At 67.8% G+C, this 14793-nt stretch carries 12 protein-coding genes; 7 read left to right on the top strand and 5 right to left on the bottom strand.

Annotation, left to right across the window (positions count from 1 at the left end):
- Positions 1–5 precede the first annotated feature (5 nt).
- Positions 6–983: a penicillin acylase family protein gene (locus JF542_RS19085; protein ID WP_242533836.1), complete on the top strand. Its 978-nt coding sequence runs from the start codon at positions 6–8 to the stop codon at positions 981–983.
- 468 nt (positions 984–1451) lie between these two features.
- On the opposite strand, the gene JF542_RS19080 is transcribed toward JF542_RS19085, so the two are convergent.
- The 4 genes from JF542_RS19080 to JF542_RS19065 form a co-directional block, all read right to left on the bottom strand.
- Entirely contained in the window at positions 1452–2477 is a 1026-nt protein-coding gene (locus tag JF542_RS19080; RefSeq protein WP_207077009.1) for an AbrB family transcriptional regulator, read from the bottom strand.
- Between the two features lie 8 nt (positions 2478–2485).
- Complete coding sequence (locus JF542_RS19075; protein ID WP_007804083.1) at positions 2486–4003, bottom strand: tripartite tricarboxylate transporter permease; 1518 nt, start codon at positions 4001–4003, stop codon at positions 2486–2488.
- Complete coding sequence (locus tag JF542_RS19070) at positions 4003–4482, bottom strand: tripartite tricarboxylate transporter TctB family protein (RefSeq protein WP_207077008.1); 480 nt, start codon at positions 4480–4482, stop codon at positions 4003–4005. The genes JF542_RS19075 and JF542_RS19070 overlap by 1 nt, the downstream gene beginning before the upstream one ends.
- 139 nt (positions 4483–4621) lie before the next feature.
- Positions 4622–5593 carry a Bug family tripartite tricarboxylate transporter substrate binding protein gene (locus JF542_RS19065; protein ID WP_207077007.1) on the bottom strand — a complete coding sequence of 324 codons (972 nt, stop codon included), beginning with the start codon at positions 5591–5593 and terminating at the stop codon, positions 4622–4624.
- 157 nt (positions 5594–5750) lie between these two features.
- Between JF542_RS19065 and JF542_RS19060 the strand changes: the two genes are divergently transcribed.
- Together JF542_RS19060 and JF542_RS19055 are read left to right on the top strand one after the other, a co-directional pair.
- Positions 5751–6425 carry a response regulator transcription factor gene (locus JF542_RS19060; RefSeq protein ID WP_040546119.1) on the top strand — a complete coding sequence of 225 codons (675 nt, stop codon included), beginning with the start codon at positions 5751–5753 and terminating at the stop codon, positions 6423–6425.
- Positions 6406–8829 (top strand): sensor histidine kinase, encoded by a 2424-nt coding sequence (locus JF542_RS19055; protein WP_207077006.1) that lies wholly within the window; start codon positions 6406–6408, stop codon positions 8827–8829. The genes JF542_RS19060 and JF542_RS19055 overlap by 20 nt, the downstream gene beginning before the upstream one ends.
- A 108-nt stretch (positions 8830–8937) precedes the next feature.
- Here the strand turns inward: JF542_RS19055 and JF542_RS19050 are convergent, their stop codons facing one another.
- The gene (locus JF542_RS19050; protein ID WP_207077005.1) at positions 8938–9954 is read right to left on the bottom strand and encodes a LacI family DNA-binding transcriptional regulator; all 1017 of its coding nucleotides are present in this window, start codon (positions 9952–9954) and stop codon (positions 8938–8940) included.
- Between the two features lie 122 nt (positions 9955–10076).
- Between JF542_RS19050 and JF542_RS19045 the strand changes: the two genes are divergently transcribed.
- From JF542_RS19045 to JF542_RS19030, 4 genes are read left to right on the top strand one after another with little or no spacing between them, the layout of a single operon-like run.
- Entirely contained in the window at positions 10077–11135 is a 1059-nt protein-coding gene (locus tag JF542_RS19045) for a sugar phosphate isomerase/epimerase family protein (protein ID WP_007804095.1), read from the top strand.
- Between the two features lie 4 nt (positions 11136–11139).
- On the top strand, positions 11140–12264 hold the full coding sequence (locus tag JF542_RS19040; protein ID WP_207077004.1) for a Gfo/Idh/MocA family protein: 1125 nt from the start codon (positions 11140–11142) through the stop codon (positions 12262–12264).
- Positions 12257–13762 carry a sugar ABC transporter ATP-binding protein gene (locus JF542_RS19035; RefSeq protein ID WP_207077003.1) on the top strand — a complete coding sequence of 502 codons (1506 nt, stop codon included), beginning with the start codon at positions 12257–12259 and terminating at the stop codon, positions 13760–13762. The genes JF542_RS19040 and JF542_RS19035 overlap by 8 nt, the downstream gene beginning before the upstream one ends.
- Positions 13759–14766 (top strand): ABC transporter permease, encoded by a 1008-nt coding sequence (locus JF542_RS19030; RefSeq protein ID WP_007804101.1) that lies wholly within the window; start codon positions 13759–13761, stop codon positions 14764–14766. The genes JF542_RS19035 and JF542_RS19030 overlap by 4 nt, the downstream gene beginning before the upstream one ends.
- Positions 14767–14793: the final 27 nt, after the last annotated feature.

Here is a 14793-nt window from a genome sequence, read left to right as displayed (position 1 = left end):
ACGCCATGTCCAAAATCCAAGATCTCTTCATCGAACGCTTCGAGGAGGCGGGCCGCCGCTACCTGCACGAGGGCACCTGGCACGACACCGAGATCCAGGGAGACACCGTCCATGTGCGCGGGCAGAATGCGCCTGAGCAGGTCACGATCCATCGCGCCAAGCGGATCGCCGCCCGGCTCGACGCGCTCGAGTCGCTGTCGATCGAGACCATGAGCCCGATCATGATGGACCAGAGCAGCGCCGCCGCGCATCTCTTCCGCGATCATCTCTTCCGCCACCAGCGACAGTCCGGCGAGACGGCGGCGCTCTGCCAGCAGTTGCTCGACTGGGACGGCGTGATGGAGAAGGCCGCGATCACGCCAACGCTATACGCGCGCTTGCGGCTTGCGATGTCGAAGCGCCTCGCGGAGGTGGCCGGTCTTGCCCGCCCCGAAGGCCCCGCCGCCGACATGATTGGCCCCGGCGACATGCTCACACAGACCTGGTGGGTGCTGCCCGGTCTGCTGCGCTCGGGAGACACCACGCTGCTACATGGCACCGACTGGGCAGGCCTCACCGAAGCGGCGCTGCAGGATATTCTGACCGAGCGCGAGGCCCCGCCATGGGGCGAGGTGCACCGCCCGGTGATCGCGCATCCCTTGGCACGGGTCTTTCCCGAGTCGGCCGGGACGCTTGACTTGGCGACGGCCGCGATTGGGGGCGACAACGACACCGTTTGCGCGACCGGCATCATCCCGGCGCAGGGTCTGGCGGCGCGCTATGCCGCCATCGCACGCTATGCCTTCGACCTCTCCGACTGGTCCGCCTGGCGTTGGATTGCCTGCCACGGCACCGCTGCGGATACGACGCACCCCCACGGGCAGGACCAGCATGGCATCTGGGCCGAGGGACAGATGATCCCGATGCTCTATGACTGGCCCCTGATCGAGCAGCAGGCATCGCTCGAGCGCCAGCCGGAGGGGAGCGGGAAACTGGCGTCCTGAGGCAGAAGCGATGGTGACGGTGGCGAGCTGGCTGCCGCCACCCAAACCTTCGCCAAAGGGCGATGACAACCGCCCGCATCCTCCACGAGCGCCCGGAAACACTCCATACCTCGCCCTTTGTCACTCAGACCGGGTGATGCACGCGCTCGACTTTGAGTGCGTGAAAGGCGCTCTCCATTGGCGTGTTCCGCGTTTCGAACGGAACCCGTGCGGCTCTTCAACGGCGCCATCTTCGCTGCGGCATCGGCCTGACGCGGTCTTCGGCAGCTCATTGGTGGATGACGCGATCAAATCGATGGAGCAGTTCACTCGTCTCGGCGCGAGGGATTTGTGCCAGTTCCTCGGACTCTGGCCCTCTGACTTGCCGGGCAAGTGACACTTTCGCTAGTTTGCAACACGAGCGCCCGCCGAAGCGGTTGACCGCCGACCGTGGTCGCCGGGGGCAGCCATCCGCCGCGTGTCAGGCGCTCACGCGCCGCGCCGCAGGAAGGCCGGGACCAGCGCCAGCAGGATCAGGATCCGCGCGAAATGATGCGCCGCCACGAAGGCCGGATCGTAGCCAAGGGCCAAACCGATCGCGGCCATGGCCTCGACCCCGCCGGGCGCATAGGCGATGAGGATCTGGCCCAGCGGGAACCCGGTCAGCGCCTGCGTGATCAGCGCGAACACCAGCGCCATGCCAAGCGCCATACCGACCACCACCGTGCCTGCCCCGGCAAGCTTCAACGCCGAGCGCAGATCGACCTTGCTGATCCGCGTCCCAAGCACCGCGCCGGTCATGGTGAAGCCGAGAAAGACCATCCACGACGGCGCCGCCCCGTGAATCAGCCCGGCGCCGTGCCCGACGCCGCTCAACAGGATCCCGGTCAGCAGGCAGGCGGCCGAGATGCCGCGCCGGCCCACGAAGCGACCCAGCGGCAGCCCCACCACAAGCAGCCCAGCAAGCGCCAGCAATGGCATCACCGGGCGCTCGCCCCCCGCCGCCGCATCCGGTGCGCCCAGCACCGCCGCAAGGGGCGGCACCAGCGTGACGAGGATCACCAGCCGCATCAGCTGTAGGATCATCACCGCCGACGCATCTCCCTTGCCCTCGACCGCGATCGCCACCGCGTTCGACATGGTGCCGGGCGCGCTCGCAAGAACCGCGGTCTGCCAGTCGATGGCGAACACCCTCTGCAGCAGGAAGGTGCTGGCCGCCATGGTGGCCACCAGCGCCACCGCGAGCCCGAGCAGGCTGATCGACCAGCCCGGCAGGTGCGGCAGCACCGAGGCATCGATGCCCGCGCCGAGCGAGATGCCGATCACGAGGAAGGCGAGGTCTCGCGCGATGACCGGCACGGTGACCGCGTGGCCGAGCCCGGCCATCAGCGCCACCGCGAGCATCGCCCCGATAAGCGCCCCTGCCGGAACGCCGAGAAGGGCGGCGATCGCCGCCCCTCCGAGGGCCGCGAGGCCCGTGAGCCCCGCTGTCTTCATGTTGTCTGGCACCTGCATGGCGGGTCCTAGTGCGATTCCGCGTCCTGCATTGCGTTACCGCGTGCGCGCCGCGCGAGCCAGATCGGAAGCACCACAACGAAGAGCGCAAGCACGTAGAGGAGGATACTCTTCCAGTTCGACACGAGGATGCTCCAGTCGCCGCCCGAGATCGACAGGGCCCGGCGCAGGTTGTCCTCGAACAGGCCGCCCAGCACGAAGCCGAGGATGATCGGCGCGAGCGAGAAGTCGAGCTTGCGCAGGAACCAGCCGAACACGCCGAGCATGGTGATCATGAACAGGTCGTGCGGGTTGCCGACGATGGTATAGATGCCGATGAAGGCCAGCACCGCGATCAGCGGCGTGAGGTAGTGCTGCGGGATCGTCAACATGCGGGCGAAGAGTCCCACCAGCGGCAGGTTGATGACCAGCAGCGCGACGTTGCCGATATACATCGACGCCACGAGGCCCCAGGCCACTTCCGGGCGCTGCGTGAACATGGTCGGGCCGGGCTGGATGTTGAACATCAGCAGCGCGCCGAGCAGGATCGCGGTGGTGCCCGAGCCCGGGATGCCAAGCGTCAGCATCGGCACCATCGAGCCGCCTGCGGCCGCGTTGTTGGCCGCTTCCGGCGCCGCGAGGCCGCGCACGTCGCCCTTGCCGAAGGTCCCTTCGGTGTCCGAGATTCGCTTTTCAGTGCCATAGGCCACCGCCGAGGCCACCGAGGCGCCGGTGCCGGGCAGGATGCCGATGAAGAAGCCGATCACCGAGCTGCGGGCGATGGTCCACTTGCTCTTGGCGAGGTCCGCCATGGTGACGAAGCTGCGGTCCACGGGCAGCGACTTGAGCGTGCCGCGGGCTTGCTGCTCGACGAGGGTCAGCAGCTCGGCCATGCCGAACAGGCCGACCACGACGATCAGGAAGTCGATCCCGGCGAGAATGTCGGGTATGCCGAAGGTGTAGCGCGGCACGCCGGTGTTGGCGTCGATGCCGATGGTGGCGAGCATCAGGCCGATGGTGGCACCGAGCAGGGTCTTGACGGTGCTCTTGCCGACAAGCGAGGCCAGCGAAGCGAAGGCGAAGACCATCAGCGCCACGTAATCGGCGGGGCCGAAGGTGACGGCGAAGCCGGCCAGCGCGGGCGCGAAGAGCGACATCAGGATCACCGCGAAGGTGCCGCCGACGAAGGAGGCCACCGCCGAGAGCGACAGCGCCCGGCCGGCCTGGCCGGCGCGGGCCAGCGGGTTGCCGTCGAGCGTGGTCATCACCGCGCCGGCATCGCCGGGCACGTTGAGCAGGATCGACGAGATCCGGCCGCCATACTCGGCACCGTAGTAGATCCCGGCGAGCAGGATCAGCGCCGCCTCGGGCTGGAAGCCGAGCCCGTAGGCGATGGGCAGCAGGATCGCCACACCGTTGATCGGGCCAAGGCCCGGCAGGGCGCCGATCAGGGTGCCGACGAAGCAGCCCACCAGCACCAGCATGAGGTTGAACGGGTCGAGCGCGACGGAGAAGCCCGTCGCCAGACCGGAGAGAACCGCGTCCATCAGCTGGCTCCTTCTTCTTCGGTTTGCTGGAAGCTGTCGACGACCGCTTCGTAAAGCGCGCCTTCCGGCAGGTTGAGGTCCATCAGGGTGACGCAGAGCAGCCAGCCGAACACCCCGGCGGCAATGCCGAAGCCCACCGCGCGCAGGCGCGGCGCCCCCAGCATCAGCGCCATGATGGTGGCGAAGAAGATGGTCGACAGAATGAAGCCAAGCGGCTCGTAGAGATCCGAGTAGGCCAGCAGAAGCACCACGGCGGCGCCGAGTCGGAACCAGACCTGCCTGGTCATGTCGAAGCCGATCGCGTCGGGTTTCCACAGGATGTAGAGCAGGCACAGAATGGCGACGATGGAGAGGATGCGCGGCCAGCTTTCGGGGCCGAGCGGGTCGTACTGGAACGGAGCCCGGATGACGGTGAAGGCGATCACCGCATAACCGATGGTCACCGCCAGAAGCACCGCCGCGAAGATGCGGTCAGCCATGGAGAGCCTCCTTGGTTCGGGATTTCGGGGGGTCGGAATGTCGGGGAATTCGGGGATAGGCCGGGCATCACGGCCCGGAGCGCCGCGAAGGCCGCCTCCCGGAGTGGGAGGAGGCGGCCTTGCGGGGAGAAAGCGGGCGTTACTGGATGAGGCCCGCTTCGGTCGCGATGGTACGAAGCTCGTCCATCGTCGTATTGATCGAGCTGGTCAGCTCGTCGCCGGACATGTTGAGCGGCAGCAGGCCGCGCTCGGCCTGAACCGTGGCGAAGGCGTCGGTGGCGTAGGCCGCATCGAACGCATCGACCCATTTCTGGTAGTCCGCTTCGGACACGTCCTTGCCCGTGTAGAAGCCGCGCATGATCGTCCATTCGACGTCGTAGCCCAGCTCCTTGGCGGTCGGGATCTCGTCGAACGGCGCGTCGAGGCGCTCGGGCGACAGCGTCGCGAGGATGCGCATGTCGCCGCTGTCGAGATAGGGGACCATCTCGCCCACGTCGCCGGTATAGACCTCGATCGAGCCACCGAGCAGCGAGGCGATGGCATCGCCGCCACCGTCGAACGCCACGTAGCGCATCTGCATCGGCGTGCCGCCGGCCTCGCGCATCAGCAGCGCGCCCTTCATCCAGTCCTGCGAACCGACCGAACCACCGGCGCCGACGACCACGTCGCCCGGGTTGGTGCTGAGCGCATCCATGACGTCGGAGAGGGTCTCGAACTCGCTGTCGGCGCGCACCACGACGGCACCGAAATCGGCGCCCGCGGTGGCCAGCCAGCGCACGTCGGTCTCGTCGAACGCGCCGTACTTGCCGAGGATGATGTTCAGCAGCGAGCCGGTCGAGAACGCAACGATGGCCGAGCCGTCATCGGTGCGGTTGGTGTTGAACTGGTTGAACGCCACTGCGCCGATGCCGCCGGGCATGAAGGTGACCTGCACAGGCTCGGAGACGTGCGGCTGAAGGCCGGTCTGCGCCACGCGGCAGGTCAGGTCGAAGCCGCCGCCAGGGTTGGCCGGGGCGACGCATTCGGGGTTGTCGATTGCGCTCTGGGCGTAGGCCGGAGCGCCCAGCGTCAGGGCGCAGAGAAACGCGGTCGAAAGACGAGTGATGGTCATGTGATCCTCCCAAGAAATCGGTGCCCATCGGGCGACGCACCTTATGCGTCACGATTGCTGTGGCGATGCTGACGCCAAACTGACAGGACGCTGACATGTCGCAGGGCAGCACGGTTGGCGCTTCTCCGGCCCGCGGCAACGGGGTAGGAAAGCGGCCATGAGAATGCTGCTTGTGGAAGACAATGACGAACTGGCCGAGACGATCCTCGATCGCCTTCGCGGCGAGGGTCATTCCGTCGACCGCGAGTCCAACGGCGAAGAGGCCAACGACCTGCTGCGCTTCTCTTCCTTCGATCTCGTGCTCCTCGACATCAACCTGCCCGGCCGCAGCGGCTACGAGGTGCTGCGCTCGATGCGATCGCGCGGGGATGCGACGCCGGTCATCGTGCTGACCGCCCGCAGCGAGATCGACGACCGGGTCGTGGGGCTCGATGCGGGGGCAGACGACTACATGGTCAAGCCGTTCGATTTCCGCGAACTCTCGGCCCGCTGCCGGGTGTTGGCACGGCGCCGCGCCGGGGCGTCGAGCAACGTCTTCGCCGCCGGCCCGTTCCGCTTCGACCGCGCCGCCAAACAGGCCCATGTGGACGGCGTCCTGCTCGAGCTGCGTGCGCGCGAGGTGCAGCTGCTCGAGATCATGCTCGACAACCTGGGGCGCATGCTGACCAAGGAAGAGGTGGCCGACAAGCTCTACACCTTTGAGGAGACCCCCAGTCTCAACGCCGTCGAACAGCTCGTCACGCGGCTGCGCCGCAAGCTCGGCGGCACACCTCTGGTGATCAAGACCGCCCGCGGGCTGGGATACATGGCCTATGTCAGCGACGACGACTGAGCCGCGCCGCGGCCATTCGCTGAAGCGCCGCCTGCTCGCAAGCATGGCGGCGGGCTTCATGCTGCTGCTGCTGCTGATCTCGGTGCTGTTGTGGAACTACGCCCGCGCCGCCTCGAACCGCACCTATGACCTTCTGCTGGCCGGGGCGGCGCTGTCGGTGCTCGAGCGGGTCTCGTACAATTCCGACGGCCCCACCGTGGACCTGCCGCAATCGGCGATGGACATCCTCGCCCTCGCCGCCGACGACCGCATCACCTACCGCGTGTTTTCGCCCGGTTATGGCGAGATCACCGGCACGCCCGACCTTCCGGTTCCCGACGATCTGCGGCCCTCGGCCGAGCCGGTGTTCTACGATGCGAAGCTCGACGAGGGCTTCCGCTTCATCCTGCAGGGGCGGCAGCTGACCTCCGCCAGCGGCCGTGAATGGGTCTTCGTGCAGATCGGCCAGACGCTCGGCGCCCGCAAGGCGCAGCGCGATACGCTGTTTCTCTACGGGATCACCGGGCTTGGCGGCGTATCGCTGATCGGGCTGGCCTTCGTCTGGCTGGCGATCCGCACGTCGCTGGCGCCTCTCGGGGCGATCGCAGACACGCTGCTGGCACGCAGGCCCCGCGACCTGTCGCCCATCGAGGGCGACCCGCCGCAGGAGATTTCGGACCTGTTCCGGGCCATCAACAGCTTCATCGCCCAGCTTGGCCGCAGTCGGGCGCTGACCGAGAGCTTCATTGCAGACGTTGCACATCAGACCCGCACCTCGCTCTCGGCGCTACAGGGCCAACTTGCCCTCGCGGTCGATGCCGAGGACCCCGAGCGTATGCGCGGCCGCCTCGGCAAGGCCGAGCAGCAGGCCGAGCGTACCGTCCACCTGACCAACCAGCTGCTTGCCAACGCGATGGTGATCCACCGCTCCGACGATGCCCGGCTCGAGCCCGTGGACCTGCGCAAGCTGGTGCGCGACACGCTGGCCGAACTGCTGCGCGAGCGCCGGCTGCGGGCGGCGACGATCTCGCTCGAGGAGACCGGGCTGCCCGGCGGCACCGCGCCGATCCGGGGCGATGCGATCTCGATCCGCGAGGCGCTGCGTAACCTCATCGACAACGCCGTGCGCCATGGCGGTCCGGACAACACCATCGTCATCGAGCTTGACGGCGATGACAGCGCGATCCGTCTTACCGTCTCGGACGCGGGCCCCGGCATCGCGCCGGCGGACCGAGGGCTGGCGACCGAGCGCTTCACCTCGATCAACCGCAAGACCGCCGGCTCGGGACTGGGGCTCGCCATCGTGCGCTCGGTCGCCGAAGGCCACGGCGCGCGGCTCGAACTGGGCAGCTCGGCGCTTGGCGGGCTGCGGGCAACGATCGCCTTCCCGCGCCTTCTCGCGCTGCTTCTGGCCTGCCTGACGGTCGTGGCTGGCCCGCGGGGCGCCGCGGCCGAGGAGCTGACGATCTGGGCGTCGACCGACCGGGTCGCCATGGCGCCGCTGATTTCGGCCTTCGAGGCGCGCACCCCCGGCTTGACCGTCGCCTACCGCGAGTTCCAGACCGTCGACCTGCACCGCGCCCTGCTCGACGTCGCTCCGGGCGAGGCGCCGGATCTGGCGATTTCCTCCGCCATGGACCTGCAGGTCGATCTGGTGAACCGCGGCCTCGCCCGCCGATTGCGCATCCCCGAGCCGCTGCAGCCGCCCGGCTGGGCGCAATGGCGCTCGGAGCTCTTCGGCTTCACCTTCGAGCCCGCCGCCATCCTCTTCAACCGCGACCTGCTTTCGCGGGACGAGCTGCCGACCAGCCATCGCGACCTGTCGAGCTTCATCCGCGATCGCGAGAACGAGCTGCGCGGCAAGATCGGCGGCTACGATCTGCGACGCTCGGGCATCGGCTATCTCTTCGCCACGCAGGACACCATCCAGAGCGTGCAGGCGCAGCGCCTGACCGAGGTTCTGGGCCGCGCCAACATGCGCAGCTATTGCTGCACCGCCGACATGGTCGAGGCCACCGGGCGCGGAGATTTGGCCATGGCGCTGAACGTGATCGGCTCCTACGCGCTGAACCTGTCAGTGGCGCATGACAATATCGGCGTGCATTTCCTCGACGACTACAACCTCGTCATGTCGCGCAGCGTTTTCGTCCCCAAGACCGCCGGGAACCCCGAGGTGGCCGAGGCCTTCGTGACCTTCCTCCTGTCCCCCCAAGGACAGCAGCTGATCGACCGCGACACCGTGCTGATCCCCCTCGCCCCGCCGATGGAGGATCTCTCGCCGGCGGCGCAGTTGCTCGCCAGAACAACGGGGAGCTTCCTGCCGATCCGGCTGGGACCGGGCCTGCTCACGTTCCTCGACGAGATCAAGCGCGCCGAGTTCCTGCGCAGCTGGGATGCGACGCGGGAGCAGCAATACGGCCCGTGACACGAAGCCCGGCACAGCTCGACGGTTGCCGGAACAAGCGCGGTCGCGACGCCTGCAACGGGCCGGCGTGTCACTGTCGGACGGGATCGGGGCTCCGAGCGGAGGGCGTCACGCCACCGGCAGCGGCGCGGTGCTCTGTCGGATCACCAGCTCGACCGGAAGGATGAGCTCCTCCTCGAGCTTCGGCGCCGCGCGATGTGCAAGCAGCATTTCGGCAGCGCGGCGCCCCAGATGCGCCCGCTTCTGCCGGACCGTGGTGAGCGGTACATTCGCGTAGGCCGCCATCTCGATATTGTCGAAGCCCACAATGGAGACATCGTCGGGCACCCGCAGCCCGCGCGCCTGCAGACCCGCCATCAGCCCGATCGCCATCTCGTCGTTGTCGCAGAACACCGCCGTCGGACGCTCGGGCTCGGCCATCAGCGCCGCCGCCGCCGCGTGGCCCGAGGCCAGCGTGAAGGCGCCCTCCATGCGTGCCACGGGCGCCAGCCCCAGTGGCCCCAACGCCTGCGCCACGCCCGCTGCACGGGATTGCGACAGCGTGTTCTCGGACGGGCCGGTCACGTGCATGATCCGCCGGTGACCGAGCCCCAGAAGATGCTCGACCGCGAACCGGGCGCCTGCCGCGTTGTCGGCCAGCACGCGCGGCCCCGCCAGTCCGTCGATCCACTCGCAGGCCTGCACCACCGGCGGGCAGGATGGCTGGCTGAACAGCGCCGGATCGAGACTCCCGTCGAGCACGATCAGCCCGTCGGCCCGCGACCGCGTCAGGTAAGAGCGGATCCCCCCCGTCGGAGATCCGGTGTCGGCGCGCCTCGTGTCGAGAACAAGCAGGCTCAGTCCCTCCTCGCGCAGCGCGTCGGCAATCCCCGCGAGGATCGAGGAGAAGAACGGATTGGCGAGGTTCGGGACCAGAGCCAGCACGCCGCCCACCTGCTGCTGGCGCAGGTTCCGCGCCATGACGTTGACGGTGTAACCGGTTTCGGCCACGGCCTTTTCGACCGCAAGGCGCGTACGCTCGGCAACGATGGACGGGTTCGACAAGACGCGGCTCACGGTCGCCACCGACACCCCGGCAAGCTTGGCAACGTCGTGGATGCGCGGGGCCTGTTCGGGATCTCTCAACGGCGGTCTCCTCTCATTCAAATGCGACAATACGACTTTCAAACGGTATTGAAAACCTTTTCAGAGTGTGTCAGCACTATATGTAACCGATTACATCTACTATCGGCGACCTGGGAGGGCACATGCGAACACTGAAAGGCCCCGGCCTGTTTCTTGCGCAATTCGTTGGCAGCGATGCGCCGTTCGACAGCTTCGACAACATCACCAAATGGGCCGCGGGCTGCGGCTATCTCGGCGTTCAGGTCCCGACCGGCGAGGCCGGCCTGATGGATCTCGACCTGGCGGCCACGTCGCGCGACTACTGCCAGGAGCTCGCCGGCACGGCGACCGCAAACGGCGTCGCGATCAGCGAGCTCTCGGCCCATATCCAGGGCCAGCTCGTGGCGGTCCACCCCGCCTATGACGAGGCCTTCGACGGCTTTGCCCCCGCCGCGCTGCACGGCAACCCGAAGGCGCGGCAGGAATGGGCGGTCGAGCAGGTGCTCAAGACCATCGACGCCTCGGCCAATCTCGGCATTGACCGGATGGCGGCGTTCTCGGGCGCGCTGGCCTGGCCCTATCTCTACCCGTGGCCGCAGCGCCCGGCAGGCCTTGTCGAAGCGGCGTTCGATGAACTGGCCAAGCGCTGGCGGCCGATCCTCGACCATGCTGCCGAGAAGGGCGTGAAGATCTGCTACGAGATCCATCCCGGCGAAGACCTGCATGACGGCGCCAGCTTCGAGATGTTCCTCGACCGGGTCGACCAGCATCCGGCGGCGATGATGCTCTACGATCCGAGCCACTACCTCCTGCAGCAGCTCGACTACATCGCCCATCTCGACATCTATGCCGAACGCATCGGCATGTTCCACGTCAAGGACGCCGAGTTCCGCCCCACGGGGCGGCAGGGCGTCTATGGCGGCTTCCAGTCCTGGGTCGACCGAGCGGGCCGCTTCCGCAGCCCCGGCGACGGGCAGGTCGATTTCAAGGCGATCTTCGCCAAGCTCGCGGCCATGGATTTCGACGGCTGGGCGGTGGTCGAGTGGGAATGCGCCCTTAAGCACCCCGAGGACGGCGCCCGCGAAGGCGCGCAGTTCGTCAAGGATCACATCATTCGCGTCACCGAGCACGCGTTCGACGATTTCGCGGCGTCAGGCACGGACCAGGCCGCGAACCTGCGGATGCTCGGGCTGGAGGGCTGACACCATGACCCACACTCCCATCAGGCTCGGCATGGTCGGCGGCGGCAAAGGCGCGATGATCGGCAATGTGCACCGCATCGCGGCACGGCTCGACAACCGCTTTGCGCTGATCGCCGGCGCGCTCTCGACCACGCCCGAGCGCAACGCCGAGAGCGCCGCAGAGATCGGCATCGCGCCGGAGCGGACCTATGACGATTTCGCTGTCATGGCGCGCGAGGAAGCGGCCCGCCCCGACGGCATCGAGGCGGTGTCGATCTGCACGCCCAACCACGTGCACTTTCCCGCCGCCAAGGCGTTCCTCGAGGCTGGCATCCACGTCATCTGCGACAAGCCGATGACCTCGACGCTCGAGGACGCCCACGCGCTGGCGCAGATCGCCGAAGAGGCCCGCGCGCTCTTCGTGCTGACCCACAATTACTCGGCCTATCCGCAACTGCGACTGGCGCGCGAGATGATCGCGCGTGGCGATCTCGGGCCGATCCGGCTGGTGCAGGTGGAATATGCGCAGGACTGGCTGGCACGGCCCAGCGACAGCAAGCAGGCGGCTTGGCGCGGCGATCCGAAGAAGGCCGGCGCCGGCGGCTCGATCGGCGATATCGGCACCCACGCCTTCCAGCTCGCCCGCTTCGTCAGCGGCATGGCGCCGGAGCGGCTGGCGGCGGATCTGACCAGCTTCGTGCCGGGCCGCGCGGTGGATGACAACGCCCAGATCATGATGCGCTACGCCTCTGGCGCCAAGGGATCGCTCTGGTGCAGCCAGGTCGCGCCGGGCACCGAGAACGGGCTCAAGCTGCGCATCTACGGCGAGATCGCCGGGATCGAATGGGCCCACGAGACGCCCGAGACCCTGTGGTTCACCAAGCTCGGAGAGCCGGCGCGCAAGCTGCGTCGCGGCGCCGAGACCATGGCCGGCAGCCGCGTGCCGCCGGGCCATCCCGAGGGCTATCTCGAGGGCTTTGCCAACATCTACGCCGAGGCCGCCGAGGCGATCCGCGCGAGGCAGGCCGGGCAGCCGCACGAGACCCTTCTCCCGGGCATCCGCGACGGGGTCGAGGGGCTCGAGTTCATCGATGCCTGCATCCGCTCGGCGGAGGCCGACAGCGCCTGGGTGGAGGTGGGCCATGGCTGACCCGATCCTCGCCCTGCGCGGCGTCGACAAGTCCTTCGGGCCGGTTCAGGTCCTTCACGGGGTGGATTTTGAGCTTCGTCCCGGCGAGATCCATGCCCTGATCGGCGAGAACGGCGCCGGCAAGTCGACCACGATGAAGATCATCGCCGGCTACTACGACGCCACCGCCGGCGAGACGCTGTGGCACGGCAAGCCGATCAGCTTCCAGAGCTCCGACGATGCCGAGGCGCTGGGGATCGTGATGATCCACCAGGAGTTCAACCTCGCGGAGCATCTCGGTGTCGACCAGAACGTCTTTCTTGGGCGCGAGCTGAAACGCGGCTGGCGCCTCGATCACAAGGCGATGCGCGCCCGCACCAGCGAGCTGCTCGAGCGGCTCGAATGCAACGTCGACCCATCGGCGCAGGTGTCGCAGATCTCGGTGCCCTCGAAGCAGATGGTCGAGATCGCCAAGGCGCTGTCCCGCGACCTTCGGGTCCTGATCATGGACGAGCCCACCGCCGTGCTGACCGAGCGCGACTGCGAGATCCTGTTCCGCCAGATCGAGCGCCTGCGCGATGAGGGCGTGGCGATCCTCTACACCTCGCACAAGCTTTCGGAGGTCAAGCGCGTCTGCGACCGGGTCACGGTGCTGCGCGACGGCGCCATGGTGCGCTCGGAGATGGTCGCCGATATATCAGAGGACGAAATGGCCGCCGCCATGGTGGGCCGCGAGCTGTCGGATCTCTACCCGGCCAAGGCGGTGCCGCAGGACGAGGTCATGCTCGAGGTCGAGGGGCTCTCGGTGCCGGGCCTCATCGAGGATGCCAGCCTGACCCTGCGCCGGGGCGAGGTGCTGGGGATCGGCGGGCTGGTGGGCTCGGGCCGCACCGAGCTGGCCGAGGCCATCGCCGGGCTGCGCCCGCGCACGGGACAGGTGCGACTGATGGGCGAGGAGCTGCCTGCAGGCGAGGTGCGCACCGCGATGGAACGCGGGCTGGTCTATCTCACCGAAGACCGCAAGAACGCCGGGCTGCTGCTCGACAAGGGCGCGCGTGAGAACCTGACGCTGGCGCTGCTCGACCGCTTCGGCAAGGTGCTGATCGACCGCAAGGCCGAGGAGGCCGCGCTCGACCGCGCCATCGAGGAGTTCGCCATCCGCATCCCCGAGCGCGGCATGCCGGTTGGCAACCTCTCGGGCGGCAACCAGCAGAAGCTGCTGCTCGCCAAGACCCTGCTCAGCAAGCCGCAGGTGATCCTGATCGACGAGCCGACGCGCGGCATCGACATCGGCACCAAGCAGCAGATCTACGGCCTGATCTCTCGGCTCGCCGCCGAGGGCCACGCCATCATCGTGATCTCCTCCGAGATGCCCGAGCTGATCGGCATCGTCTCGCGGGCGCTGGTCATGCATGACGGGCGCGTGGTCGGCGCGCTCGAGGGAGACGACGTGAACGAGGGGTCCATCGTCCGTCTGGCGATGGGCCTCGGGGAGACCAGTAAAGAGGCGGTGGCATGACCATGGCGACGGCATCGAAAACCAATTCGCAAGGCGCGGGCCGCAAGATCAACCTTCAGGTGATCGGCCCCGTCGTTGCGCTCATCGCGCTGATCCTGATCGGCATGGCGCTGAACTCCAACTTCCTGAGCTACGCCAACATCACCAACGTACTGGCACGCTCGGCCTTCATCGGCATCATCGCGGTGGGCATGACATTCGTGATCACCGCCGGCGGGCTCGACCTGTCGGTTGGCTCGATGGCCGCCTTCGTGGCGGGCCTGATGATCCTGACCATGAACACGCTGACCGAGAGCATGGGCGTCACCCTGCCGGTGATCCTTCTGGGGGTCGCGCTGGCGCTGGCCGCCGGGCTGATCGCCGGGATCATCAATGGCGTGCTGATCACGCGGGTCGGCATCGAGGCCTTCATCGTGACGCTGGGCACCATGGGCATCTACCGCTCGCTGATCACGTGGCTGGCCGATGGCGGCACGCTGAGCCTCGGCTTCGAGATGCGCGAGCTCTACCGCCCGGTCTATTACGGCGGCATCGCCGGCATCAGCTGGCCGATCATCGCCTTCGCCGTGGTGGCGATCATCGGCGAGATCGTCATGCGCCACACCGCCTTCGGCCGCCACTGCGCCGCCATCGGCTCGAACGAGCGCGTCGCGCGCTACTCCTCGATCGCGGTGCTCAAGGTGCGGCTGGCCACCTATGCCCTGCTCGGCCTGCTGGTGGGCTTCGCCGTGGTGATGTACGTGCCGCGCCTCGGCTCGGCCTCGGCCTCCACCGGCCTGCTCTGGGAGCTCGAGGCGATCGCCGCGGTGATCATCGGCGGCACGCTTCTGAAGGGCGGCTTCGGCCGGGTCTGGGGCACCGTCGTGGGCGTCCTGATCCTGAGCCTGATCGGCAACATCCTCAACCTCACCGATTTCGTGAGCCCCTACCTGAACGGAGCGATCCAGGGGGCTGTCATCATCCTCGCGGTGGTCATGCAGCGCAAGAGCGCCAGCGACCGCTGAGAGACCGCCTGACTGCAACGTCGTCTT

This window comes from Salipiger bermudensis (genome assembly GCF_017309175.1).
Taxonomy (GTDB): Bacteria; Pseudomonadota; Alphaproteobacteria; order Rhodobacterales; family Rhodobacteraceae; genus Salipiger; species Salipiger bermudensis.
Note: the sequence above shows the minus strand (reverse complement) of the source record. Positions and strands in the feature narration are given on the sequence as shown.